Genomic DNA, 26,299 nt, shown 5'->3' on the forward strand with positions numbered 1-26,299 from the left:
CCTCGTTCACGATCCACCAGCGCTTGCTCAATGAATTGCCAGATGCGTAGCGCCGTTTCAGCATACTTAGGCTGCTTCGTTACCTGATAGGCATTGACAAAGCCAACGACTCCTTCAGCCTGAGCCCACCAAACCTTGTCATCATCTATGACCCTTCCATCCTTGGCTTCATTTAAAATGCTCCATCATGATCAATGCCTTCTTGAAGGACCTTTTCAGCCATATCAATAGAAACAGCTTTCACCCTTTCGATGATGTCTGGATCTCCTACTTCCTCGGCGGCTTCAAGTAAGAGCCAGCTACCTTCAATATCATGCCCGTAAGAAATCGCCGTTGACCTCACTTGCCAGCATTCATCAAAGTAAAGGGCAAATTGATGCCAGCTCGAATCAATAATGGACGAAAGGGTCAGCTCAATTAACTCCTTTTGTTTGTTCTTGAGCCCCTCATCCCTCCAAACACGATAGAGGTTGGTATACGCTTCCAAAATATGCAGGTGGGTGTTCATAGACTTAGGAGCGAATAAGCCTTCTTCCCCACTTAGCAACAGCTTTTCATCTCTCATCCAAGTGCCTGAAAATGATTCAAAATACCCTTTGTTTCGCTGATCATAACTGTGTCTTTCAATAAGTTCATAGAGCCGAATCGCTTTTTGAAGACTCTCCTCTTCCCCTGTCGCTCTAAAATATTCAGATAGCCCATATATTCCAAACGCTTGATTGTATATATGCTTTCCTCTTTCCAAGGGCTGCCCTGATAATCGACTAGCCAATAAAGCCCCTCATGTTCCGTGTCCCAGAAATAACGCAGCAAATAGTGATAGGCTCTTTGTGCCATTTCCAAATACTTTTCATCCCGATACTGAAGGTAAGCTCTGGAAAAAGTCCATAAAATCCTGGAATGAAGAATGCAGCCCTTTGGCGCTTCTGTCTTAACTACTCCAGCCTGATCAATGTACCCATAAAACCCTCCATGCTGATGATCAACAACATTCGTGAGCCAATACGGCAAGATGTTTTCACATAGCTCTTTTTCCACTGCATCCTTTAGTTTTTGTAACTGACTTAGCCCTGTCATCATGATCCCTACTTTCAATTTGTTATTTTTGTTATTTATTTTGTTATATTAATTTGTATTATATCACTCCAAAAACGAATATCAAGCAGTTTTTATTTATGACTTTTTTATGTTTTTTAATTGAAATAAAGCTTTTCATTCATAGAATATACCTCAGAACACCCCTCAACACATTTGTTATATTTATTATATTTGTTATATTAATAACAATTTTGTTTTATTATTATTGTTGTTAGTATTATGTTATAATGTTAGTTAGCCATCTATTTACACCTATAAAAAAGCACACGGAAAATAAGAGCATGATAAGGAACTAGAAAACTTTCTTCTGTCTATGAATACTGAGGTGAACGAGTTAATGGGAAGCAGAAAAAAAATAAGTATGCAGCAGATTGCGGATATGGCTGGGGTTTCTAAGTTTGTTGTCTCAAAAACATTGAGTGGAAAGCCAGGTGTTAGTGAATCAACCAGACAAAAGGTCTTACTAACTGCCAAACAATTAGGCTATTATAAGGAACAGAGCCAGCTTCACAAATCGAGCGAGCATGTCGAAAACGAAACACCCTCCCCTGTTAAAACAGGTTTTATTCTCGTCGTAATGGCAGAAGATAGAAACCAAAATAAACAATCTACTTATTGGGGAAGAGTTCTTGAGGGGATTACCAAAGAAATTCAACGCAATCAACAAAAAATGATTATTATTACCGAATTATTTGAGCTTTCTGAGATAGTCAAAATGGAGAGCTTACTAGGAATCATTAGCGTTGGGTATCTTTCCACCGAGGTCATGGTGGACCTACATCAATGCAATGTCCCCATGATCATCATTGACCATGAAGACCCTCTCATTGCCGCAGATTCGATTTTTACCGATAATTTCAGCGGGATGTTTAAAATGACGAATCATTGCTTGGCTCTAGGGCATCAACATACTTTGTTTGTAGGAGATCTTCATTTTTCCAGAAGCTTTTATGATCGGTGGCTGGGCTATAGCTTCGCTTTGGAAAAAGACTCTCTATATTCAACAGCCACACCAGTAAAGAGAGGGCTATTCTTTTCCTATGATGATTCCTTGTTTAACAAATTAAAGGAATGGGTCACAGAAGCTAAGGAAAAGAAAGAAGCCTTTCCAACTGCCTTTATTTGTGCCAATGATGACATTGCCCACAAAATGATAGAGGCTTTAGCCGAGCAGGGGATTCATGTACCGCAGGATTGTTCTGTTACCGGCTTTGACAACTTGGAATTCTCTAGCTATATTCAGCCTCCTTTAACCACTGTTCAAGTCCTAAAGGAGCTTATTGGTTCTCGGGCTGTTTCCAAGTTAATGTGGCGGATTGAACATCCTGAATTCCCACCTGAAAAAATACTCATCTCAGGAGAGCTGATCATTCGGACTTCCACAACCAAGGCAAAAACCTGAGAAGTCATTGATAAATATTGGATATAAAAAAATCCGAAGTGGATAAAGGAGATCCTTAATAAAGGACATTTCCAATTCCCTCGGATTTTTATCCACCTATTTTCTTTTTATGACAGCTGATTCAGCTTTAACACTTAGACAATATCCACGATACTTCGGATGTGAAGGGCTTCTTTCAACTTCTCGACTCCCTCTCTACTAGCTACCTGCTCTTTCTCTAGGCGAATTGCTTTCACCATTGAAGGCTTATATCAAAATAGTTGTCGCTAAAAATAACATCAGCATCTTGAAGCTCAAGCTCCACATATTTAGTCATTGTATCTGTCGTTAGATAAATAACATAGTGTGACTCTTCCTCTACTATCTTCGTTGAAATCGTAGGTTTTCCAAATTCAAAATGCTTTAATGGAGTAAATAAAAGAACATCATGACTTTTTTGTTTTCCGTCCAGAATGAAAGTATATTCGAAGTAATATTCCCTTTCTTCCCGCTCCTCAATTACGCCTGAAAAATCCAGGAGTTTATCCTTCGTTACACTTAATGGAGCAGCGGTTAAGTCCCTTACCTCTTCTTGTATTAAACCATCCCATCTATGAACCAGTTTCCAGTGCACCTTTCCTGAAACTTGTGTTAACAGGTCATTTGTCAAATGTAATTGCACAGTACAACCTTCATCCAAAGCAGACAGCAAAACAGGATCATAAAAACGCTTGGCAAAGTAATGAAGGGCTTTCCAACGCCCATAGTAATCAATGCTAGACCATGAGGCAACTGGCCAGCAATCATTTAACTGCCAGTAAAGTGAGCCCATACATCTCCCACGATGTCTGCGCCAGTGCTCAACACCATATTTTACAGCTTCCGCTTGAAGAATTTGCGAAGCATAGACCAAGGAGGAGAGATCCTTAGGATATTTCATATTCTGAGCTAAATAATATAATATTTTCCCATTGGCTCCATCATTTTTTTGATGGCTTTCCATCACTCTAGAGAAAATATTTCGATCTTCTGGGAGGGTAAAGCTTTCAATCGTCTTCATACTCGGAAAGGATTGAAAACCGAACTCTGAACAAAATCGAAAGTAGAATTTCCGATACTCTGTAAAGGGCTTTAATCCATGCCACACTTCCCAATAATGGACATCTCCGCGGTTCTCATCATTTGGATTGTCAAAGCTTCCTGTGGAGGAAGGCGAAGACGGCCAATAAAAACGGTCTGGGTCAAATTCCTCTGTTAGCCTAGGCAGAATCTCTTCAAATTGGATCAAGTAATCCTTACGCAGCTTGTGGGGTTTAGGGAAACCCCACTCTTCCCAAGCGACCTCCATTTCATTATTTCCGCACCATAAAGCAAGGCAAGCATGGTGACGGATTCTTTTCATGTTATCCTCTGCCTCTTTCGTTACATTTTCTCTAAAGTCTTTCGTCAATTCATACTGTGCACAGGCAAACATAAAGTCCTGCCAAACAATTAGTCCGTAGCGATCGCACAAATCAAAGAAATAATCATCAGGGTAATATCCTCCGCCCCACACCCTAATACAGTTAAAGTGTGCTTTGATACAATCTTGTACCAGTCTTTCGGTTCGCTTTGCATCACAGCGTGGCAAGATGCTATCTTCTGGAATATAATTGGCTCCTTTAGTAAAAATCGAAATCCCATTCACCTCCATCTGAAAGGAGGTTCCCCATTCGTCCTCCTCCTGACGAATCGATAAGGTTCGCAGCCCAATATGAAGCTCTTTTTTATCAAGCTCTACCTTATTTTGGAGCAAACGCACTTCGACTTTATATAATGGCTGATGTCCATATCCATTGGGCCACCATAGTTCGGGTTCATCAATCAGAGCATGAATACGATTCTTTAATAACACATTTTCTTTATGAATGACCAGCCGTTCTCCAGCTGGTGGAGTGATGATTATTTCCAAATCCAGCTCATGCTCACTCCAGCTTTCAAGCTCAATTTGAACTTCGACATTCACATGCTTCTCCTGATGAGCCTGTGAAATGTAGACATCCTGTAGTTTTGCCTCGGTATACCCTATTAAATAGATATCTCGCCAAATTCCCGCATCAGGAAGCCGAGGTCCCCAATCCCATCCAAACATACTATGAGCTTTCCTTAGATAAGGAAATCCTGCAACAGTCGTATCCACTCCCCATAGTGAGCGCTCTTTTTGCTTGTCTGTCACATATTTTAGCGGAGAGCGAAAAAGAATTTCAATTTGGTTTTCTGTTTGTAGATGCTCCTTCACATCGAACTCATAGGTGCGGTGCATATTATCTGTTCGCCCAATTTCTCTGCCGTTCAGCCTGATTTCCGCAAGCGTATCTAGCCCTTCACACCTAAGCAGGATTCTATCCTGTTGAGCCATCTCTTCAGAAAGACGAAATGAACGTGTATAGATAAAATCGTGTTGCATTACATTCATAACCGTTTCTTCATGGTCACGAAAAAAAGGATCTTCTATTACTTGAGCCTGTAACAAATCATGGTACACTGAACCTGGAACACTAGCATCAAGCCAATCTGTTTCCCCTACTTTTTTCATTTTCCATGTCCCGTTTAACAAGTATTTCTCCACTCCAGCCACACCCTTTCTTTCGACCTATCTCTTCATTCCTTGAGCACCGCTGTATTGATACCGCTTTCACTCACATTATACAAACGAGAAATATCCAATGAAATGTGATAGATTAACATTTATTGTTCTCCATTATCATTTGGTCAAAAAAAAAGCAGCCACAGAGTTTCCCCTTGTAGCTGCTTAAGCTGATAAATGATCCGTCACATATTTGGTTAATATCCTAAAGATTTTTTTGCCTTTTGCCAACGCTTATTTAACTTCTCAAACTCCTGTTGTAAGTCAGGGGCTACAGCTAATTCTTGAACAAGAGCTCCCGTACCAAACGGAATCTGAGCAGCATTACCTATCCTATAGAAAGTGGCGTCTCTGTCCGCACTTTCAATTAAGCTAGGTTGATAGGATAGAAACTCCGTCATTTGCGGCAAGGTAGGCTCATTTGTTGTGAGTACGGGAATAAAACCATTTTCTTCAACATACCCTGATTCCTTCACAAAAAAATCAATCCAAGCAAATGCCGCTTCTTTATTCTTACTTTGTTTGTTCACACCGATCATCCAATCAGGTCCATAGGAGCATATAACCTACCACTATTATCGTATGGGAGAGGAAAAATGCCAATCTCCTCAGGAGCTGCTCCAGCATCTATAATCTGATTAATGACCCAGCTTCCCAAGCAATACATTGCCGCTTCACCATTAGCTATTTGACGCTTGGATTTTTCCCAATTATTAGATAATAAATCAGGCTCCACTAGCTCATGCTCGATAAAGTATCTGAGGATAGAAATCCCTTGACCCCAAGCGTTATCTAATTGAAACGGTTCTTCTTCATGAACCATTTTTCCTAAGTATTCGGCATCCCCTGATCTCCAGGAAACGGAATGCTCTCCCCATACCCCTAAGGGCCACTGTGCTCCATAATTACTATAAAGAGGAATCACTCCTACTCCCTTTAATTTATGTGCCGCTTCAAAAAGCTCATCAAGAGTAAGAGGGATACTGGTAATTCCCGCCTTGGCAAAAGCTTTTTTATTATACACAATGCCCAGTGTATTAACCCCAGTTGCCATGCCGTAGCGTTTTCCTTCATGCAGCATAATATCTGTAAATCGAACATATTCAAACATCTCATCAGGGAGAGGTTCAAAATAATCTTTAAATTCACTGTTGGGAACATATTCAGGAATAAGCAACACATCTCCCGCTTCTCCTGTTGTCAGGCGAATCCGAATATCATGCATATAGTTTTTTAACCCTTCAAATTCCACCTGAACATGTGGATGCTTTTCCTGAAACTTAACAGCATATCGTTGCATCGTCCCATCTGCTACCAGATCTACTCTATTAGTCAAGACCGTTATCTTACCGGAAAGGGGCTTTTCTTTTTTCTCATCATTATGATGAAAGGAATCCTGTGAATGTTCAACTTCTCTAAGCTCTGCAGGGGTGAATGATAGATAGGCTATTAATAGCATGGAGAAAGCTAATAAAAGTCCGAGCAAGAGGATCAGACTTTTTTTCATTATGACTTACCTCCTAGTCTGACAGTCTATTATTATCTAGTCCCTATCATCATATGCTAGATATGTTACCGCTTTCAACCACTTTTTTTTGTATTATCTTACGGTCACATGATCTAAGTAAATCGCCGTCTTCCCGTTGCTATTTGCTGGTGCTTTATACTCTACACCTATCTCTCGAACATCATGCAGATTACTTACTTTCGTCAAATCAATAGATAGTGCGGTTGTTCCGTTTGCCTGCAAACTGACAAATTCACCTGCATTCCATCTCCAAGCACTCCCTGTTTTGACGAAAACTCTTGCTGTCATGCCACTTCCTACATTTCCCCACGAAGAATGGCTCACTTTAATTTCTAGGTTTTTGAATGAACTAAGATTTCGATTCACTGTTTTTTGCAAATGGTAGCTATTATTGCCCAGAACGACATCTGCTTTCAACGATTGAGTACCATTTGCCGACCATTCATTCGAAGTCCATGGTCCTCCGTCTAAATTCACACCCGACCACGATTGCGTATTGTTTTCAAAATCATAGAGAACAGTGGCTGGATTTGATTGACCATAATCAATCTCTCCCCTATTTACAACCCATGAATCATTAAATAGATCCCATGCTCCTCTGTTGTTATGTGGACTCCATTTATCATTCCAAGCTAGGAAATAGACAGTACGTGGATATTTTTGTTTAATTGCTTGAATATAATTTGAATAATCAAAGGAACCAGCCATGCTTTCAGGAGGACCGATTTCAGCAAAAGCAAAAGGTTTATCTAAAGCGATCATTCGATTATATTGGTCAGTAAGGCTATGTGGATCAGGATGGTAGGAATCAAGAGCCACAATATCTACATAATTTGCTCCTGGGTAGTAACTTGTTACATGATCTCTGTAAACATCAGGTGAGTAAACCCAAATAAGGTTATTCAGCTTACGCTCATGAGTAAAATATTGATACATATCTCTCCATGCGCTGATATAGGCATTGGCACGTGTTTGATCAAATTGATTGTAACCTTCTGCTCCCCACCAGAACCATTCTCCATTCATTTCATGTAAAGGACGGAAAAGAACCGTCACTCCATTGTTCTGTAGCTCGTCCAACCCATCTGCCATCTTATCCAGCATATCCTTCCACCTTCTACCCTCTGTTGTCCTGTGATTGGTTAGATTTTGGAACTGTGAAGTAGGCAAAATTGTTTTGTAGTTTTCCCCCGAATGAAACCCTGGATTTGGCATGTGTACACTGATCGTGACCAAACCTCCTTGGTTCCAAAAGTTTATTAATTCTTGATTGCAGCCATAGCTAATTTGATCGGCTACATACAATCGCGTCTGCCAATTCTTATAATCACAAGATAATATTCCTGGCATTTTTCCTGTCAGCTCCGCTTGCGCATTTGTTTGATCCAGGCTAAAGGTAGAATCACTGTACCCTCCGAAGTGTCCCGACACCACACGTTTATTACTCTTGTTTGGTAGATTGGCTAACCAACTATACACGTTTTTTGTCGTTTGGTTCGCATTAGGATTCGATAATGCAGCACCGTTTGCTTCTGACGACATTGAGATCGTCGGCAGGACCGAAAAAAACATAATAAAAGCCATAACAAAAGCCACCTTCTTGTACACCTTCATTACATAATCCTCCTCTATCCTTTTAATTGTAAGCGATTACATTTTTTATCTTAACATAGTGATTGATTAGAAAAATATGGTTGGATTATGATTTGTTGTTCTCTATTGAGGAGTTCATATAATGAATTTAGATGGCAGGGATGATGATGTTTGATTCTACCCCATCTACTGTACAGTTAAATAAATAGACAGGTTGATAGTAACCTTTGGAGTCTAGATAATACTGTATCTTTACTTCGTTTATCTCTATCGCTTCTATCCTATTCTTAGAATATTGAAATTTTCCTTTCAGCAGTTCTCTATATGCTTCCATCTCACTTTTAATACGAACATCCTTTACTTTGACATAGGTAACTAAATCGTTCCTTATTTTTTTATAGAATGATCATTGTAATAGACACAAGACAGAACACCATCCACTAGCTGATTATCCATCATGTATTGTTCAACAGTCCATTGATACTCTCCAACATCTTTATGGTTTAGAGTAGCCATTTCAGGTATCGAAACCCCAAACGCTTGTAGTTTTTCTATTAATCTATCCACATCCTCATCCATAGGCTCTATCTCTTCATCAAACATGGAGAAATCTATGAAATCATAACTTCCATCTAAATAATTCAACCATAGATGATAAGAAGGAGTGCTTTCCACTCTATAATTGGCATTATTATGATAAGCAATGATCACCATATCCTTTGTGTCAATTCCTACATTTTCAAAAAAATCTACAGCAAATCTTTCTGCCGAATCCTTTGCATACGTCGGCGCTTGGTAAATAGGAGATGATGTTCTCTGTTCCTTTAGTTCAATATGTACATTGGTTATTGTGTTTTTCATGTTTATCTTAGCAGTATGAGCTACAGATAAATTCCCAAACTCCTGTAAGTGATAACAGATAAATATTCCCCCGAATACGGTGAGTACAATAAATAGGGGCGCAAAATATAGGAATGCTTTATCCCATTCCCGTATTGTTATTAACGCTAATAAGCCCATGACCATACCATAGCCAATGACTGCCCCTAGAAAATTGTTAAATAAATCGTCCACGACAAAATTTCCTCGTCCGGTCACTAGCTGTAAAGACTCAATAGACATGGTAAATAATAATCCTGCTCCCAGGGTCCACTTTATTTTAAGAAAGGTTCGATGCAATAGAGGCAAGAGTATTCCTAACGGTACAAACATGACGATATTTAAAATAACAAATTGCCAATGTCTAAGAGTAAAATGGTTCCATGCTTCCCGATAACTACTCAAAAATAAAAATCTATATTTCCATGGTCGCTTGAACCTCGCATAAATAAGGTAACTCCCAGCACCATGATGATATATCCAGTCAGCGTTCCCCCAATAAACCATTCTTTCTTAGTGATTCTTTTTTTCCCACCTAGAAGCCTTTGGTATATAAGCACATAGCTGATCCAAAAAACAGCCCCTAGAACAATGACTCCTATTAGAGCTAAATGGATATACTCCATGATGATTCCAACGATTTCTTGTCCCCTCATTGTACTCGTCTCCCTTTTTCTTTACCTTTTCATCAATGTTTTTCTTTATTAAAGACGTTTTCCCTCATGATTTTATGTCACTTCTACCATATAAAAAAAGCACACCCTTTTTTGCCCAGATTATGTCTAAGGTAAAAGAAGGTGGCTCTATTACAACGGAATGCATGTAGCAATCGCTGATAAGGTCAAATATTTCAATTGCTTATTTTCCTGCTCCGGCATTCTTAATGACATGACTTCTTACTTCAGAAGCTTCTCTTAAGGTATAGGTATAATAATCCGCTGGCTCCCAAGCAACTCCAGATCCTCGTGTTTCCATAGAACCACTGTTGACAAAATAACTGCCACGATCTTTTATATAGCCTTGGTTTCTTGGATTATCCATAAACTTTGTTGGGTTTTTTACATGTTCAAAATAGTTGTTCTCTGACACTATTTTTGCCGCATTCCCAACACCAATACCATATCCTAAGGAGGATGTATACCCCATATCTCTACCGTATTTGCCCATATCACTATAATAGTTGTTATATAGGTGAACCATGCCAAATCTTACTCTAGGATTTCTTTGGGTTGTTCCTCTAAACCAGCTATCATGAATCGTTACTTTATATTTATCCGAATTAGCATCGTTATCATTATTGCTAATCGTCATGGTCTTATTGTGCTGTTCAAATCTACTGTTTGAAATGGTGATGTAATTTGCCCCGTTTACGATATCTATGATCCCATCCCCATGCTTTCGCATCGTGACATGATCAATCCATATATGATGAGCAGCTGTTCCCGTAATTTGAATTCCATCATAATCGTTGGTTTTTCCGTCCCAGTCATCATCTACATATGTACCTCTAATCGTGAGATTCTTAACAATAACATTACTGCCCTTGATTTTAAGTCCACCGTTTTTAATTTCAGCGTTTGCATCAAGACCTACTATTGTTTTATTTGAGCTTACCTCAATATAATTTCCTTTAGTAGGAATAGTAATGGAACCAGATATTTTTATAATATATTTATCTTTATTCTTTGCATACTTCTCTAAATCGGCTGCATTTTTAACAGTCACCTCTTTTCCACCTGAACCCCCTGTTGTTCCCTTTACCCCTTCAGCATCAACAGAAGCCCATCCTGTAGGGCAACTATATGAGTAAGAACTAGCGCTCGAATCATTAACCATAATGCTTAACATCATGATAAAAACAATAAAAATGGATCCTGCTTTTTTCATTTTTAACATTTTATTTCCTCCCTTTATACAGGTTCCTTCCATAATCTTGTGAACATTAGCTCAATGTGTTATTTTCGCTTGACTACATTACTCTTTCTATGCACTTCCTCATTCTTCCTGCAAAAACACTAAATTTATCCATTTTAGTTTCTTATATTTCCATTCAACCATACTAAAAAACACCTACGTAGGTAGGTGCTCATCTTGAATATGATTATACCATGTTTACTCTCGTCGCAAGCTTACGAGAACGAGGGTGTTCAGCAAGAACGGAATCTCTTAATCGTATAACTATAGGATGTTTAGAATGAAAAAATGGCTCCTTTGAATCGTAAAGCTCAATCAATTCTCCTTTTTCAAGGACGCCAATTCTATCAGAAATTGAAAAAGCAGCTTTAATATCATGTGTAATAAACAGATAAGATAAGCCGAAGTCATCCTTTAATTCACTTAATAGTTGTAAAATTAAGCTTTGTGTTACCATATCTAAACTACTTACTGGTTCGTCAAGGACGATTAACTTCGGTTTAAGGGCGATAGCTCTGGCGATGTTAATTCTTTGCAATTGTCCACCGCTAAATTGATGAGGGTATTTTTTTAAATCCTTTTCACTTAACCCTACTCTTTCTACTAGTTCAATAACCCTTCTTCTTAATTCTCCTAAAGATAGTTTTTCATAGTTCTCTAATGGCTCGCTTATAATCCTTTCGGCTGTCATCCGTGGGTTAACAGCTGAATAGGAGTCCTGAAAAACAACTTGTAGATCACGGCGAATTTTCTGTTGGATTGCTTTCCCCGTATTATATAGGTCAAATCCCTGAAACAAAACCTGACCTTGTTGTGGAGGTTGAATGCCGAGAACGACTTTTCCTAAGGTGCTTTTTCCGGCACCGCTTGTACCAATCAAGCCCAAACATGTTCCTTCTTCAATAGAAAAGGAAATATCATTAAGAACTTTATTTGTTTGGTTCTTCCCTATAAAAAATTTCCTAGAATGAAAGCTAAGATTTACTTGTTTTACCTGTAATAAGCTCAATGAATTCACCTCTTGGAAAATAAGGTCGGTCTTGTCTGTAGCAATTTCTTCGTGTACTCATGTTGGGGATGATCAAATAACTCTATTACATTTGCCTCTTCAACGATTCTGCCATGTTGCATCACAATGACATCATCCGCCATTTCGGAAATAACACCAAGATCATGGGAAATGAGTAAAATAGATGTTCCATATTCAGAACGAACCTGATCTAATAGACGAAGAACCAATAATTGGCTATGAAGATCAAGTGCTGTAGTTGGCTCATCTGCTATAATTACAGAAGGCTGTAAGCATGCAGCCATAGCAATCATCACTCGTTGAAGCATCCCTCCACTTAATTCAAAGGGGTAATTTTTCAATAGTTTTATAGGGTCAGGTAAATCAACACTTTGCATCACACTAATCGCAAGCTCCCTTGCCTGCTTTTTATTGAAAGCGGTGTGAGATTGAATCGTTTCGATAAATTGATGACCAATTGTAAAAACAGGAGTAAACGCATTCATCGGATTTTGCATAATAAAAGCAATATCCTTCCCACGAATTTTCCGTATTTCCTTGTTTTCTAAACCATTCAATTCCCTACCTTGTAGTGTAATACTTCCACTGATATTCATTGTTTTCCTATCGTGCAGCTGTAAGATAGACATGCTTGTAACAGTTTTACCACTACCACTTTCCCCAACAAGACCTAGAACCTTCCCTTTTTTCAGACCAAAAGTAATATCCTGAACAAGTGTGGAAAAACCTTCAGAGGTTCTCACTTGAACATGTAGGTCCTTTACATGTAAAATATTTTGTTCAATGGTTTCCAATATTCAACAGTCCTTTTTCATTAGCGGCGTTTAACCCCAAATCTCTCTGAGAGTGATTCACCTAGTAAATTAAAGGTAACAACGACTAGTATAATCATTAAACCCGGATAAATCATTAATGTTGGATGTGTCCTGATATACGACTTTCCTTCATGAATCATCGCCCCCCACTCTGGTATAGGAGGTTGCACCCCTAAACCCAAAAAGGACATCGATGATAAATTCATGATCGCCCAGCCCATTTCTAATGTCCCCATTACGGCTAGTGGTGGGAGAACATTTGGAATAATATGCTTTTTAATGATCGTCCACGTAGAAGAACCACTGATTTTAGCTGCAGTAATGTAGTTCTGTTCTTTCAGACTTAGAACCATTCCTCGAATGATCCTCGCATAATACACCCATTGTACGAGAATCAACCCTAAAACGACTTGTTTAAGACCCGCTCCCCAAATACCAACAAAGCCAAGCACAAACAATAGACTTGGAATTGCCATTAGCCCATCACCGAATCTCATTAACACTTGGTCAATCCAACCGCCTTTGTATCCAGCAATGATACCAATAATCAACCCTATACTGAGAGCTGAAATAAAAATGAGCATAGCATACCCAAGTGAGGTTTGAGCCCCATATAGTATACGTGAAAACGTACACCGCCCTAAGTGATCCGTGCCTAATGGGTAATCCAAAGAAGGTGACTGTAATTTATGAGCTAAATTAACCAAAACGGGGTCATTAGGCGCAAGCACGGTGCCAAGAGCGTGATCACAAATAACACACACAGAATCACAGAACAAAGGAGAATCACTTTTTGACTTTTTACTATTTCACGAAACTTTGTGATCATTAGTGCTGACTTCCTTTTCTTGAAATACGAGGATCAATATACATTTGGATAAGGTCGACTAGTAAGTTACTAAGTAGGAATATACCTGCTGCTAATAGTACATAGCCTTGAATAACAGGAACATCACGGTTGAAAATAGCCTCTATAAAATACCGCCCAAATCCTGGCCATGAAAAAACGATCTCTACAATAATAGCCCCAGTCATTAAGTTGCCTATATTCATTCCAAGTCCAGTAATCATAGGCGAAATAGCCATGCGGAGTACATGCTTTCCCATAATAACTTTTTCATCAATCCCTCTCGTCCGTGCAAAGAGCACATAAGGCTCTTGTAAATTTTCAAGAACGCTGGCTCGTAACAGTCGAGTATATAAAGCTATGAGAGGAAAAGCCAGGGTTACTGAAGGTAATATTAAATGCTTCCAGGTTCCCGTACCTTCTACTGGGAAAAGGTCTAATTTTACAGAAAAGAAAAAAATAAATAAATATCCAAGCCAAAATGATGGAATGGATGCACCAATAAAAGAGAGGAAGCGACTAAAATGGTCAATTCCACTATTCTTCTTCATACCTGCTAGAAAACCAATTGGAACACTTACTATAATTGCAATTAAAATACTGCCTACAGCTAATTGAATCGTTGCTGGTATTCGAGAGGCGATCTCTCCCCAGACTGGCTTATTCGTAACATAAGATATGCCAAAATCAAATTGGCATATCTTCATTACGGCGTTCACATATTGAATCAGGAGAGGTTTATCTAGACCAAACTCATGTCTTTTTTGCTCCAACATCTCATCTGTAGCTTGGATATGTGCTGCAGCAAAGTATGCTTCAGCCGGATCCACTGGTGATAGGTGAATCATTCCAAAGGTTACTAGAGTGGTCAATAGAAAGATTGGGATGATTGTCATTATTCGTTTCAAGACATAAGTACCCATGAAAAAACTCTCCTGTCGCTTACTCGTTTACACTAATTCCTGTAAATGGATGTTCATCTCGGTTAGCAGGGAATGTAAAATGAGAAACACCCTTTTGATAGATCGCTATTTTCTTAATATACGAAATAGGTACAATAGCACCTTGCTCTTGTAGTGAGCCTAAAATCGCCGTGTACAATTCTTGACGTCTAGCTTCATCAGTCGTTTGTTTAACCTCAGCGATTTGGTTCAGTAACTCCTCTTTATTAGGATAAGCTGAAATAGCTTCACTAAAGCCAAATCCTTCTGTAGCCACTACGTTTACAAAAGAATGTGGATCATATGGCGAGCCATAGTTACTGAAGAAATTCAGATGAAAATCATTCGCTTTAAATCTTTCAACTTGAGTGGTAAGCTCGACACCAACAATATTTAATTTAACACCTAATCCTGTCCATTCAGACTGTAAGGTTTCCGCCATTGTTTTTTGAATGGATTCAGCAGAGTTATACATGAGCTCAATTTCCAATGGTTGTCCATCTTTTTCACGAACATTTTTTCCTTCTATCAGCTTCCAGCCTGCTTCATCTAGTAATTCTTTCGCTTTTTCAACATGATAATCAACCGCTGTTGTATTGATTTTTGAAGTATACGGGATGTTTGTTGGTAAGATATAATCAGCCACCTCTTCCAAACCAGATGTTACTCCCTCAACCATTGCTTGTTTATTAAATCCAAGATGTAATGCTTGACGAACACGTACATCTGATAGCTGTTCTATATTCGTATTCATCACTAGCTGTCTAGTAGCGACTGGTTCAGAAATGCTTGTCTTATAGGAACCAGTGGATTCTAGTTGCATAAAAGAATCTATACTGATAATACCCTCACCATAAATGAGGTCTATGTCCCCTTTTTCAAAAGCAAGTACGCGTGTTTCAGCATCAGGGATGACTTTAACCATTATTTTCTCTACATTCGGAAGTTCTCCCCAATAATTTTCGTTACGTTTAAAAGTAGCAAATTCATCTACTTTATATTCATCTAATACCCATGGACCTGTACCAACAGCTTTCTCTATCCCTTTTGACGTGTCTCCATCTTGAGGGAAACCAGCTTCCCCTAAGAATCGAACTGGGCGTACAACAGCTAACTCCTGAATAGTAGGGTAATAGGCTTCTGTTAATGTTAATTTAAAGGTATACTCATCAATGATCTCTGTTTGAGCGATCTTCGAAATAAACCCTAACCAACCATGTGTATCTCTATTTGTTAAAATAGCATCAAAGTTCTTTTTCACAATCGCTGCATTGAAATCTGTGCCATCAGAAAATTTCACACCTTGACGTAAAGTGAATATATATTCTGTTCCATCTTCAGAAATATCCCATGACTCTGCTAGATGTGGTTTTAACTCTCCTCCATCATGGTAGCTAACTAAAGGCTCATATATCATAGATTGGGCAAATAATTGAGATGGATTATAAATATGTGGGTTCATTTCACCAATATCTCTAGGCCATGCGAAAGTAATCGTGTTATCACTTACCGTGGTAGATTCAGAATTTCCTATCGAATCACTTGAACAACCAACTAAAGCTATAGATAAAATAAGAACCATGACGAACAAGTATAAACATTGTTTTTTTGGGTTTAACATAAAAAATCGATCCCCTTTAATTGAAAATGAAAACTATTATCAATAATAAAACTTTGTCTATACTGTTGTCAATATTAATAAATAGCTACCACGCTAAATAAAATTGATGAGATTATACCTTTTTCGTTTCACTCTTAAATAAATAGATTCACATTCCCCTCCTCTGCATTGGCTAAATAGACTGCAACACCTGCATATTCAACACCATCCATGATCTCTTCTTCTTGCAACCCTAATAAATCAACGGTCATTTGACAGGCTACTAATTTCACATCTTGCTCTTTCGCCATTTCGATTAAATCTGGAAGTGGCATGGCATTATGTTTTTTCATTATGTCCTTTATCATTTTAGGACCAAAACCAGCAAAATTCATTTTAGAAAGTCCCATTTTATTGGCACCTCTTGGCATCATTTTTCCAAACATTTTCTCTATGAATCCTTTTTTGACTTGAATATTCTCATCTTTGCGTAACGCATTTAAGCCCCAAAAAGTATGGAAAATAGTGACCTCATGATCAAAAGCTGCTGCACCATTCGCAATGATATAAGCTGCCATTGCTTTATCATAGTCGCCACTAAATAATATTATGGTTGTTTTTTTCTTTTCTATCATTTTTGTTCCTCCTCACTTTATAGTTACCCTAAAGGTATATTTAAGCTTAAAACACACTTTTTTACTTTTACCCTTACCTGTATGGGTATAATAATAGATAAAATAAAAGCGGGTGTCCGCCCTTATATTTTATCTGCTTTTGACAAGCAGATTCACAGCCTCTTTCACTAACTCTTCTGTATTTTTTTCGCCACTTGCTGCTGCAATACGGACACACTCCACCAAATTAGAACTCACCACAACACCTATTGTTCGGTCAATAGCTGTTCGGGTGGCAGATAACTGAGTAATGACTTCTTTACAATCTTTCTCTTCTTCCATCATCTTTAAAATTCCTCTAAGCTGCCCTTCAATACGTTTTACTCTGTTTTTCATTTGCTCATTATACTCCATTTGGTTTACCTCTTTTCAATCCAAAATTTAATCACTTTATCATCTTGCTCTGTTTTTAAAAGGGTGTGACCAGCATTTTTTGACCATGCAGGTAAATCATTTAAAATGCCTTTGTCTGTCGCATGAAGCTCTAGCACTTGACCGCTCTCCAATACTTCAATCGCTTTTTTTAGTTTTACAATTGGCATGGGGCAAGTCAAGCCACTAACATCGACAACGGACTCCACCTTTATTTCATCTGTATTTTTTATAACGGTTTCCCCAAGGTCATTTGTTTTCGTTTCAACATTTTTGTTTATATTGCTCCCAAATACGGAGGAATATGTTTTCCAACCGCCATCAACATTCTTAACGTGGTATCCTTTATTGGTTAAAATCCTGCTTGCTAGGTATCCCCTTAATCCAACTTGACAGCTAACATATATGGTTTGATCCTTTGGCAGTTCCTCTAATCGGTTTCTTATATCATTTAACGAAATATTGATCGACCCTTCAATAAATCCAAATTCACGTTCCATTGGCTCTCGAACGTCAATCAATAGTCCACCGGCTTTAACAAGCTCATCGATTTCATGCCACTGAACCATTTCCAATTCACCTTCGATGACGTTAGAGGCTACATAACCTGCCATATTGACAGGATCTTTTGCTGAAGAATAAGGAGGTGCGTAGGACAATTCTAGATTCGTCAAATCCTCCACCAGTAAGCCACCTTTAATTGCAGTAGCAATGACATCAATACGTTTATCTACACCATCTGCTCCCACAGCCTGTGCACCAAATATTTTGCCAGTTTCTTTATCAAAGATTAACTTTAACGTAAGCGGTGCTGCTCCTGGGTAATACCCTGCATGAGAATTTGGATGAATATGAACAACTTCATATGGAGTACCTGCACGTTTTAGCGTTTTTTCATTATTGCCCGTTGCCGCAACCGTTAAATCAAAAACCTTCACAATGGAAGTTCCTAATGTGCCTTGGTACTTCTCCCTTTTCCCCATTATATTATTTGCCGCCATTCTCCCTTGTCGGTTAGCTGGTCCAGCTAGTGGGATCATAGCCTTTGAACCGCTTATATAATCGACAACCTCTACGGCATCCCCAACAGCATAAATATCTTCATTAGAGGTCTGAAGGTATTCATTTACAATGATTCCTCCGCGCTCACCAAGCTCCAACCCTGCTGTCTTGGCTAATTCATTTTCCGGTCTGACCCCAATAGAGAGAATTGACATATCGGTATTAATTTCTGTTCCATCAGAAAGAATAACCTTTTTTCCCTGATCCGCAAATGACTGGACACCATTACCTAATAGTAGCTTCACGCCTTTTTCTTTTATATGCGTGTGTAAAATACTAGCCATTTCAAAATCAATTGGAGCCATAATTTGGTTCGCCATTTCAATAATCGTTACTTCTATCCCTCTATCTACTAGGTTTTCAGCCATTTCAATCCCAATAAACCCACCGCCAATCACAACAGCCTTTTTAGGATGATTGGTATCAACATAATTTTTGATTTTATCTGTATCGGGAATATTTCTTAATGTGAATAAAGTCTGATTTTCATTTAATCCCGGAATTGGCGGAACAATTGGTTTAGCCCCTGGTGATAATAATAACTTATCGTACGCTTCCTCGTACTCTTCTCCGATTTGTAAATCCTTGATTGTTACTTTTTTGTTAGCAGGATCAATGCTCAATACTTCACTTAAATTCCGAATGTCAAGATTGAATCGCTCTGACATCCCTTTTACGGTTTGGACTAATAATTTGCTTCGGTCCTTGATGGTTTCACCAATGTAGTAAGGAAGTCCACAATTGGCAAAAGAAATATGTTCTCCACGTTCTACAAGAATAATTTCCACATCTTCACTTATTCTTCTTAATCTCGCTGCAGCTGTCGCTCCCCCTGCAACACCACCAACAATAATGACTTTCTGTGTCATGTTAGCACCTCCAAATATGATGAATTCGATATCTTCAAATATCAAGTTTATACCCTGTAGGGTTTATACCTATATGGGTATTATAAAGCACATTATAAAAATGTGAAGAGTATTTGTGTTTCTTTCACAATATCCTCACATTTTAAAATTTTTATTCCGACGTCAGATAAGACATTAGTGCCCAAAACAAAAGGGCGAAAGCACTGACAGATGCACCTAATAGACATACTCCATTCCATCCAAAAATTGCGTAAATATTGGTTGAAGCAATTGAACCTGTTGCACTGCCAATAGAATAAAAAATCATGTAAGCAGCAGTAAGTCGACTTCTCGCTTCAGGACGTACTGTAAAAATCATACTTTGGTTGGTGACATGTACGGCTTGCACAGCGAGGTCAAGAAGAATAATACCAACGATCAATACAAACAGAGAATGATCAATAAAACTGATTAGGAACCATGATGCTAACAATAAAGCTAAGGAGATACCTGTTGTTCGCTGCCCTAATCCTTGATCAGCCAGACGCCCTGCCCGAGTAGCAGCTAATGCTCCTGCCACTCCAGCAAGACCAAATGCACCAATAGCAGAATGCAAAAGAGAATGTGATGTTGAGCTAAGAGGTAGTACCAATGAAGTCCACAGAATGCTAAATGAAACAAAAATTAGCATTCCCAATATTCCACGAACCAGTAGGATTCTTTCTTGTATGATTAACAAAAGGACGGAAAGCAATAGCTTCGGATAGGACATCGATGTTTGTTTGCGTTTTGAATTTGGTAATTTTTTGTATAATAAACCAACGATGAAGAGCATAAGTGCGGCAGACGTAAGATAGACTAAACGCCAACCACCTATATCTGTCAAAATACCGGCAAATACTCGGGCGAGAAGGATTCCTATCACAACTCCACTAGTAACGAAGCTACTGTACTTCCACGATCTTCCGGAGAAGACAATGTCGATGCGTATGCGACGAGTGTTTGTGTTACAGTAGCAAGCATTCCTACCATTGCCATACCTATAAAAAGTACTGTACTCGATTGAGCCAAACCAATAACAACGAGAGCAGCAACAGATAATAGCATTTGCCCAATAATCAGTCGCCGTTGGTTCAATAAATCACCAAGTGGAACTAGTAGGAGTAATCCTAGTGCATAGCAGACTTGAGTGATTGTAATGATAATGCCAATAGTTGAGTGATCAATCTTGAACTCATACGATAGTGCATCAAGCAACGGGTGGGCAAAGTATATATTGGCAACAGCCATCCCGCAGGCGGTTGCAAACAATAGTACCATAAATCTAGACATCGGTGTGCTGGCTCCTGATTGTAACGAATTGTCACGATGTTCAGCAGTACTTGTTTCTTTTTCTTTAACATTCAACATTATTTTTACATCCTCCTTTGTGCACCTATAGAATAATGTACCGATCAGTACAAAATGATTCTTAACAAGAATAACTAACTAGAAGTTGTTATGTCAATACTTATTTATCGTTTTTACTACTTCTCCTAAAAAATTATAGTTGATTTGACAAATTAGCTATAATTAAATAAGATTATAATATACTGATCGGTATATAATATCAGTATACTTATGGTTTTGCTGAAAAAAATCAGCAAAATAAAAGAGTTGATAAATGAAATGTCCGCAAATAACCAATTAAACTCAAATATCTTGAAGTGATTCATCATCTCTAAAATTTTTATAGTAAAAGAGGGATTTATTATGGTTAGACAACGTGAATTTGATGAAGATAGAGTATTAACTGACGCTATGAAACTTTTTTGGGAGAAGGGCTACAAAGCTACTTCATTAAACGATTTAACTGCTAAGATGGGGATACAAAGACCAAGTTTATACTCAGCTTTTGGGGACAAAGAGGAATTATTTGAAGCTGCATTACGCAAATATACAAAACTACATGCTTCCTATATTCGAACAAAACTTCAAAACACTCAACCTGTAAAGGAAGCATTTCGCACATTTTTTGAGGAATTGGTGGAAGAGGAATATAGAGAAAGTCCGAGTAAGGGTTGTTTTTGTATTAATACAATGGTAGAACTTGCTCCTCACGATGAAAAATTTGAAATCCTTACAAGGGAACATCAGATGTATCTTTCGGTCATATTTCAAGAAACTATTGCAGCAGGTATTAACTCAGGAGAGTTCGAAAGCAGCTTAAACGCTAAAAAATTAGCACAGACACTAGTCGTTTCTTTAATCGGACTTACAGTGTTAATGAAATCCCGTCCGGAGCGCTCATTTGTAGATAATACTGTAGCGATGATCTTATCATTATTAAAATAAATTCTTCAAATGAATTGTTAACACCTCTATCAAAGATGAAATCTAAACAAAATGTAAGAAAAACAGCACTAGATTTTAGTGCTGTGCTGTTCTTATATATGACTAATTACATGCTTCCTAATATTGATTATCTTTTTATCCCTATTCGTTTTTCTTTTTTGTAAATAAGATTGCACGCCCCCAGATAATATCAAAAAGGGCCGGAGCGACTTTAGTTTTTTGGTTGACATAAGCTCTGAAACCTATAAAAGCTTCTTCATTGTTGTCAACTCCGAATGCTGATCCTTGGGGGTTACCTGTGCTATAAGGTATAATAACTTCATTGCCTTCCTTGTACTCTCTTGCCATTTTCATCACATAATAGTATTTAGCGTTTTTATAATATTCGGGGAAATACTCATCAGCGGGATATTGTAATTCATTTGTTAGGCGACCTGCTACAACTCCATTCAAAAGTTCTTCACCATAAATGCTGTTAGCTAAATAGGTTGCAAACCCCGTTTGTGTATGATTAACCCCATATATTATCACAAAATCATCATCAGAAGCTAATTTAAAACTTTCAGTTCTCGTATAGACTGCATCTCTGTCATCTATAAGAGCGTTTCTATCCTGCAATATACTCTGATAACCTTCAATTTCCCAGAGATCTAACTCAAGATCTACAATATCATATTCTTGATTTTTGTATTTTCGAATAATTTGATTTCTCAAGTAATCTAGTGTATCTCTTGATTTTGGAACGATCTGGTATTCAGTAATCCCTGTTTCTCTTTTTTTAAACACTGGTATAGGCCACGGGTTTGTAGTGGGATAGGGAGTTTTAGGGGTAATACGCAACACCGTAAAATATCTTTCAAGGTTGTCAATATAATCCCAGCCAACTTCAGGATTTTGAAAAATTGCAACCCTCATGACAAACATAAAGTGATCTTTGCCTCTTTCCAGCCCCATTCTGACTAGGTCTATAGGGATAATATCATTGTTCATGATACCAGTGTCAAAGCCTGATTCAACAAGAGCATTACGCATTTGCTGATTTACGTCTTGGTCTGCAGTGGTAATGATAATTGTGGAACTGTCAAAGGGATTTCCGGGGCTTCCATTGGGTGTACTGTCCGTCCAGATAAAATTGTTACTTATTTGATCCCCCATGCTAGCACCGATAAAGTGATAAAAACCAGTATCTTGATCCCCTGATGTAACTGTATCACTGTAGTCCTTCTCAGCTTTATTTTCAACAAATCCAAGATAACTTCTAAAACTAAAGTAAACTGCCGGAGGAGGCGTCTGTCCAATTAATACAATTGCCTCGTCAGGACGGAGCTTATAATTAAATCCTGGTCCTACATATTCAATATTGGCTGGATAATTGTGCGGATCGTTAGGATTATAACCTTTTGGAGGTTTCTGCATTGGGGACGGTTCCTGGTTTGGTGCTGGCGGAAGGAGATAGCTCCATAGGGTACGCCAGCATTATTGGCAAAGGCTGTGTCGATTATACCTTCACTGGCCAGTTTTAGTATATCAATATATCTTAATGTGCCTTTCTGAACAATAAAGCCCCTTTCTTCTAAGAGGGAAACAAAATGGCTTATGCCATCTTGTTCATTAAAGTAGGGGTTATAGATTGGTGTGTTGGCCCAGTGAGGATATGGGGATGTTTTGTAAGTATTGTGCATATTAGGTAAGTGATACATTGGTGGGTTAATGCTATAAGGGTAGGAGGAGGGGTTATAATTATTATGCATTCGTCTTATTCCTTTCAAAAAACTTTTTGAAATATAATATGGGCTACGTTTAGAAAGGGTACCTAAAGTAACTTGTATATTTCTTAGTACAACGATAATGTACAGTACTCATCTTTGATAGGTCGATTCGCACCATTCAGCGGGCTTTGTCCACTAGTCCTATAGGCGCCATTATACAGTTGACCTATACAGTCAAACTTTATATAATATAACTATACAGTTTAACTGTATAGTTAATTAATATGGTGGGATGTTAAATGAAAAGGCATAAGTTGCTTCCCTTAACAGAAACAATGCATTATATATTGTTGGCTTTGCGAGAGCCGTTACACGGTTATGCAATCATGCAAGTGATTGAAGTGATGAGCAATGGGCAAGTTCGGATCGCGGCGGGTACATTATACGGAGCAATTGAAAACCTATTAAAATACAATTGGATTGTACTTGTTGCTTCAGATGATCCACGAAGGAAAGTTTACCATATTACTAAAGAAGGACTTGCGGTTTTACAAATAGAAAAAGAACGGTTAACTCATATTCTCTCCCTATATGAAGGAGGTAATTTTCATGAAGAAGATTAAACTATTTGTTGATGCTCATAAGCAAGAGAAATGGTTAAATGAGATGCTTCAACAAGGATGGGTATGTAAAAAGGTTCATACTTTATTAGGAATATACTATTTCAAAAAGGCAGATACACTCGATCAAGTGATCCGCCTGGACTTCCAAACATTTAAATCAGAAGAAATGTATCAGCAATATATTCAGTTACATGAGGACTTTGGTTGGGAGCATATAGGAGGTTCACGCTGGTCATCATTACAGTATTGGCTTAAACCAATTAACGGACTTGATGAGTTATATTCAGACAACGCATCTGAAAAATCCCATTTACAACGCCTGACCAAATCCTATGGTGAATCTACTTTATTATTTCTAATATTAACAATGATCTTTTTTAAAAATGCTTCACAGTTTTCAAGCCTAAAATCAGCCTATTTTACACCTGGTCTATGGGATAGAGAAGGTACAGATTTTTTATTAGCTTTCTTATTTGAAACACCCTTTGCACTTTTAAGATTTGGTTCTCCTTGGTTAGTACTTATTACGGGCATAGCATTTATGACTACATATGTAAAATACAAGAAACTATTAGATAAAACGGCGTGATTAGTAGCCGACAATATTTATCTATAAGCTGTTATAAATGCGCCACCTGCTCCACTTCCCTTGGCATCAATAGAATAGATATATCATAGGTTTATCAATAAATAAAAGTAAGTCTGATGACTTTCTTATATGGTAATTCGGGATATATATCCATAACTCTTCATAGGCATTTATTACGGATTCGTCAAAATAGTCAGGAATGCCAGAAGCACCCCTGACCATGAAGATAGATGGCTAGCTGTAGGGAATTGATCCGTATTGGTCCCTATTTCTGCAATGATGCTTGCCGCACTTATTTTGCTCACTCTTGGCATCGTTTGAAGAAGCTGTAATTCTTCTTGGTATTCCTTAAGATAATCATTCATCCGTTCATCTAATTGTTGAATAGATTCTTCTATAAAAATGATATTTTTTTGTGTACATCTAAGCCAGCACAATGAGTTACAATAGGATCCATCTCCATTTTTCATCCTCCAAATTGAAATGTACCTAGGTAGGAGGAACCGTTTGAATTTAACATTTTTCTGTACATGATCATCCGTAAGAATCCCTACGGGATGTCAACAATGGGTGTAATCATGGCTGTTTTTTACTATACACTACATAAGCAATAAGCCCAATTAAATAGCCTACTCCTGTTCCTATACTGACTGTAAATATTAGAAAGATTGGTTTGAAAAACATACCTAAAATTGTACCGATAGCACAACCCAAAATCATACCCATTGGTATTAAACTATCTATAAAAATTTTAGATTTTGAAGTATTATCCACTATTGACGTTCCTTTCCATGTTATTTTATTTTAGTATAAAGTAACACCATTATCATTTGAAAATTTCCTTAGGTTTCCTTAATATAGGAAAACAACATCCCTACCTATATTTTCACCTCTATTTAAGTTTACTATAATCGAAAGTTAATTTTTTTTATAAGCTTTCACTCAATGTGCTCTATAATAAGTTGAAACAGCCTACGATACCAGCAATATTAGCTACACCTAAAGTTGCAACTGCAGCAATACAAGCAGCACAAACAGGTGGGACTGCTGGACAAGATGCTGCACAAGTACCTGCAATTAAGTACGCAACTACAAGATCAACACTAGCTATTAAAGCAATACATGCAGCAACTTCTTTAATGCCCTCTGGCTGAATTTGTTGATTGCCTTCTTCAAGGGAAGCTTGTAAATCTGCTAACTGTTTTTCAAGCTCACTGTTACTAACATAGTCTAAATCAGTTTCTTCTTCATGTGTTAATTTACCATCGGAGAAAGAAGTGATCACGAATTTATTATTATCACTTTTCGTAACCAATATTTCCGAGTAGTTTATAATTTCATTGTTTGAGTCAAAAATCAAAGTAAAGTTACTTGTAAAGCTGTACTGGTCTCCTGTAATAGGAATCGTAGCAGAGGTGTAGTCAGTATCATTTTGGGTAATTTTCAAGAACTTAGCATTACTAAAATCTAATTCAACCTCTGAACCATTCATAACTACTTCGTTGTTGGAAATTGCGTTATCAATCAGATTTTTAATGTCCTGAATTCTCTTAGAATCTGTAATTTCACTTGTTGTATTTGCAACATCATTCATTCTTTCAAATGCAGATTTCAACCCATTGTCTATTTTTCCGTTTTCTCCTACTTGTTGGGGGTTTAATGAGGCGATTGTTGAATTACTAAACAATCCAAAGAAAAGTATTAAAACCACCATCCCAATCGAAATAGTTTCCTTCCAAAATCTCATACTAGCATATCCTTTTTTTGGAAATTTGTATTCATCCCCATAGTAACATAGAATGAGTAGTATGTATATAGGAAAAAAGTAAATTATTA

23 protein-coding genes and 4 pseudogenes are annotated in these 26,299 nt (G+C 37.9%); 4 read left to right on the forward strand and 23 right to left on the reverse strand.

Going from position 1 to position 26,299, the window contains the following annotated elements; translation table 11 throughout:
• Positions 1-5: 5 nt before the first annotated feature.
• The 3 genes and pseudogenes from JCM10596_RS31175 to JCM10596_RS31185 all read right to left on the reverse strand — a co-directional run.
• Positions 6-179, reverse strand: a pseudogene (locus JCM10596_RS31175) (AGE family epimerase/isomerase); the annotation flags it as partial.
• Entirely contained in the window at positions 173-772 is a 600-nt protein-coding gene (locus tag JCM10596_RS31180; protein ID WP_081791906.1) for an AGE family epimerase/isomerase, read from the reverse strand. The pseudogene JCM10596_RS31175 and the gene JCM10596_RS31180, both read right to left, overlap by 7 nt.
• Before the next feature lie 11 nt (positions 773-783).
• Positions 784-1,080, reverse strand: a pseudogene (locus JCM10596_RS31185) (N-acyl-D-glucosamine 2-epimerase); the annotation flags it as partial.
• A gap of 355 nt (positions 1,081-1,435) precedes the next feature.
• On the opposite strand from JCM10596_RS31185, the gene JCM10596_RS04455 reads away from it, so the two are divergent.
• Entirely contained in the window at positions 1,436-2,500 is a 1,065-nt protein-coding gene (locus JCM10596_RS04455) for a LacI family DNA-binding transcriptional regulator (RefSeq protein ID WP_025026102.1), read from the forward strand.
• A gap of 232 nt (positions 2,501-2,732) precedes the next feature.
• On the opposite strand, the gene JCM10596_RS23815 is transcribed toward JCM10596_RS04455, so the two are convergent.
• From JCM10596_RS23815 to JCM10596_RS23835, 16 genes and pseudogenes are all read right to left on the reverse strand, one after another.
• Positions 2,733-5,087 (reverse strand): beta-mannosidase, encoded by a 2,355-nt coding sequence (locus tag JCM10596_RS23815; RefSeq protein WP_234410402.1) that lies wholly within the window; start codon positions 5,085-5,087, stop codon positions 2,733-2,735.
• 215 nt (positions 5,088-5,302) lie between these two features.
• Positions 5,303-5,635 carry a type 2 periplasmic-binding domain-containing protein gene (locus tag JCM10596_RS30020; RefSeq protein ID WP_234410403.1) on the reverse strand — a complete coding sequence of 111 codons (333 nt, stop codon included), beginning with the start codon at positions 5,633-5,635 and terminating at the stop codon, positions 5,303-5,305.
• A gap of 5 nt (positions 5,636-5,640) precedes the next feature.
• Positions 5,641-6,612 carry an ABC transporter substrate-binding protein gene (locus tag JCM10596_RS23820; protein WP_234410404.1) on the reverse strand — a complete coding sequence of 324 codons (972 nt, stop codon included), beginning with the start codon at positions 6,610-6,612 and terminating at the stop codon, positions 5,641-5,643.
• Between the two features lie 93 nt (positions 6,613-6,705).
• Positions 6,706-8,247, reverse strand: coding sequence for a glycosyl hydrolase (locus tag JCM10596_RS04475; protein ID WP_081791907.1), 1,542 nt, complete (start codon positions 8,245-8,247; stop codon positions 6,706-6,708).
• A gap of 366 nt (positions 8,248-8,613) precedes the next feature.
• Positions 8,614-9,510 (reverse strand): VanZ family protein, encoded by an 897-nt coding sequence (locus JCM10596_RS04485; protein ID WP_159102310.1) that lies wholly within the window; start codon positions 9,508-9,510, stop codon positions 8,614-8,616.
• Positions 9,507-9,761 (reverse strand): hypothetical protein, encoded by a 255-nt coding sequence (locus JCM10596_RS29435; protein ID WP_025026106.1) that lies wholly within the window; start codon positions 9,759-9,761, stop codon positions 9,507-9,509. The genes JCM10596_RS04485 and JCM10596_RS29435 overlap by 4 nt, the downstream gene beginning before the upstream one ends.
• A gap of 202 nt (positions 9,762-9,963) precedes the next feature.
• Positions 9,964-11,001, reverse strand: coding sequence for a pectate lyase family protein (locus JCM10596_RS04495; RefSeq protein ID WP_025026107.1), 1,038 nt, complete (start codon positions 10,999-11,001; stop codon positions 9,964-9,966).
• 205 nt (positions 11,002-11,206) lie between these two features.
• Positions 11,207-12,028, reverse strand: a complete 822-nt coding sequence (gene nikE / locus JCM10596_RS04500) for a nickel import ATP-binding protein NikE (RefSeq protein WP_025026108.1) — start codon at positions 12,026-12,028, stop codon at positions 11,207-11,209.
• A gap of 5 nt (positions 12,029-12,033) precedes the next feature.
• On the reverse strand, positions 12,034-12,843 hold the full coding sequence (locus JCM10596_RS23825) for an ABC transporter ATP-binding protein (protein WP_034680496.1): 810 nt from the start codon (positions 12,841-12,843) through the stop codon (positions 12,034-12,036).
• A gap of 20 nt (positions 12,844-12,863) precedes the next feature.
• A pseudogene (gene nikC / locus JCM10596_RS23830) lies at positions 12,864-13,693 on the reverse strand (nickel ABC transporter permease subunit NikC).
• Entirely contained in the window at positions 13,693-14,634 is a 942-nt protein-coding gene (nikB, locus tag JCM10596_RS04515) for a nickel ABC transporter permease subunit NikB (RefSeq protein ID WP_025026109.1), read from the reverse strand. The pseudogene nikC and the gene nikB overlap by 1 nt, the downstream one beginning before the upstream one ends.
• A gap of 19 nt (positions 14,635-14,653) precedes the next feature.
• On the reverse strand, positions 14,654-16,273 hold the full coding sequence (gene nikA / locus JCM10596_RS04520; RefSeq protein ID WP_025026110.1) for a nickel ABC transporter substrate-binding protein: 1,620 nt from the start codon (positions 16,271-16,273) through the stop codon (positions 14,654-14,656).
• 134 nt (positions 16,274-16,407) lie between these two features.
• Positions 16,408-16,887: a DsrE/DsrF/DrsH-like family protein gene (locus JCM10596_RS04525; RefSeq protein WP_025026111.1), complete on the reverse strand. Its 480-nt coding sequence runs from the start codon at positions 16,885-16,887 to the stop codon at positions 16,408-16,410.
• A 129-nt stretch (positions 16,888-17,016) separates the two neighbouring features.
• On the reverse strand, positions 17,017-17,280 hold the full coding sequence (locus JCM10596_RS04530) for a metal-sensitive transcriptional regulator (RefSeq protein WP_025026112.1): 264 nt from the start codon (positions 17,278-17,280) through the stop codon (positions 17,017-17,019).
• Positions 17,281-17,285: 5 nt separating this feature from the next.
• Positions 17,286-19,229: a CoA-disulfide reductase gene (locus JCM10596_RS04535; RefSeq protein WP_025026113.1), complete on the reverse strand. Its 1,944-nt coding sequence runs from the start codon at positions 19,227-19,229 to the stop codon at positions 17,286-17,288.
• A 151-nt stretch (positions 19,230-19,380) separates the two neighbouring features.
• Positions 19,381-20,615: pseudogene (locus JCM10596_RS23835) on the reverse strand (MFS transporter).
• Positions 20,616-20,960: 345 nt separating this feature from the next.
• On the opposite strand from JCM10596_RS23835, the gene JCM10596_RS04545 reads away from it, so the two are divergent.
• Positions 20,961-21,542: a TetR/AcrR family transcriptional regulator gene (locus JCM10596_RS04545; protein WP_025026114.1), complete on the forward strand. Its 582-nt coding sequence runs from the start codon at positions 20,961-20,963 to the stop codon at positions 21,540-21,542.
• Between the two features lie 141 nt (positions 21,543-21,683).
• Here JCM10596_RS04545 and JCM10596_RS23840 read toward each other — a convergent pair whose 3' ends face one another.
• Entirely contained in the window at positions 21,684-22,958 is a 1,275-nt protein-coding gene (locus tag JCM10596_RS23840) for a hypothetical protein (protein ID WP_199900112.1), read from the reverse strand.
• A gap of 592 nt (positions 22,959-23,550) precedes the next feature.
• On the opposite strand from JCM10596_RS23840, the gene JCM10596_RS04555 reads away from it, so the two are divergent.
• The gene (locus JCM10596_RS04555) at positions 23,551-23,874 is read left to right on the forward strand and encodes a PadR family transcriptional regulator (RefSeq protein WP_025026115.1); all 324 of its coding nucleotides are present in this window, start codon (positions 23,551-23,553) and stop codon (positions 23,872-23,874) included.
• The gene (locus JCM10596_RS04560) at positions 23,861-24,463 is read left to right on the forward strand and encodes a DUF2812 domain-containing protein (RefSeq protein WP_025026116.1); all 603 of its coding nucleotides are present in this window, start codon (positions 23,861-23,863) and stop codon (positions 24,461-24,463) included. Before JCM10596_RS04555 ends, JCM10596_RS04560 begins: the two co-directional genes overlap by 14 nt.
• A gap of 173 nt (positions 24,464-24,636) precedes the next feature.
• On the opposite strand, the gene JCM10596_RS04565 is transcribed toward JCM10596_RS04560, so the two are convergent.
• The 3 genes from JCM10596_RS04565 to JCM10596_RS30025 all read right to left on the reverse strand — a co-directional run bounded on the left by JCM10596_RS04565 (position 24,637) and on the right by JCM10596_RS30025 (position 26,210).
• Positions 24,637-24,933, reverse strand: coding sequence for a transposase (locus JCM10596_RS04565; protein WP_025026117.1), 297 nt, complete (start codon positions 24,931-24,933; stop codon positions 24,637-24,639).
• A gap of 106 nt (positions 24,934-25,039) precedes the next feature.
• Positions 25,040-25,237: a hypothetical protein gene (locus JCM10596_RS23845; RefSeq protein WP_051541171.1), complete on the reverse strand. Its 198-nt coding sequence runs from the start codon at positions 25,235-25,237 to the stop codon at positions 25,040-25,042.
• 178 nt (positions 25,238-25,415) lie between these two features.
• A complete protein-coding gene (locus tag JCM10596_RS30025; protein WP_025026118.1) occupies positions 25,416-26,210 on the reverse strand; it encodes a hypothetical protein in 795 nt (264 codons plus the stop codon).
• Positions 26,211-26,299: the final 89 nt, after the last annotated feature.

The organism is Caldalkalibacillus mannanilyticus JCM 10596, assembly GCF_000615945.1.
Classification (GTDB): Bacteria; Bacillota; Bacilli; order Caldalkalibacillales; family JCM-10596; genus Bacillus_AT; species Bacillus_AT mannanilyticus.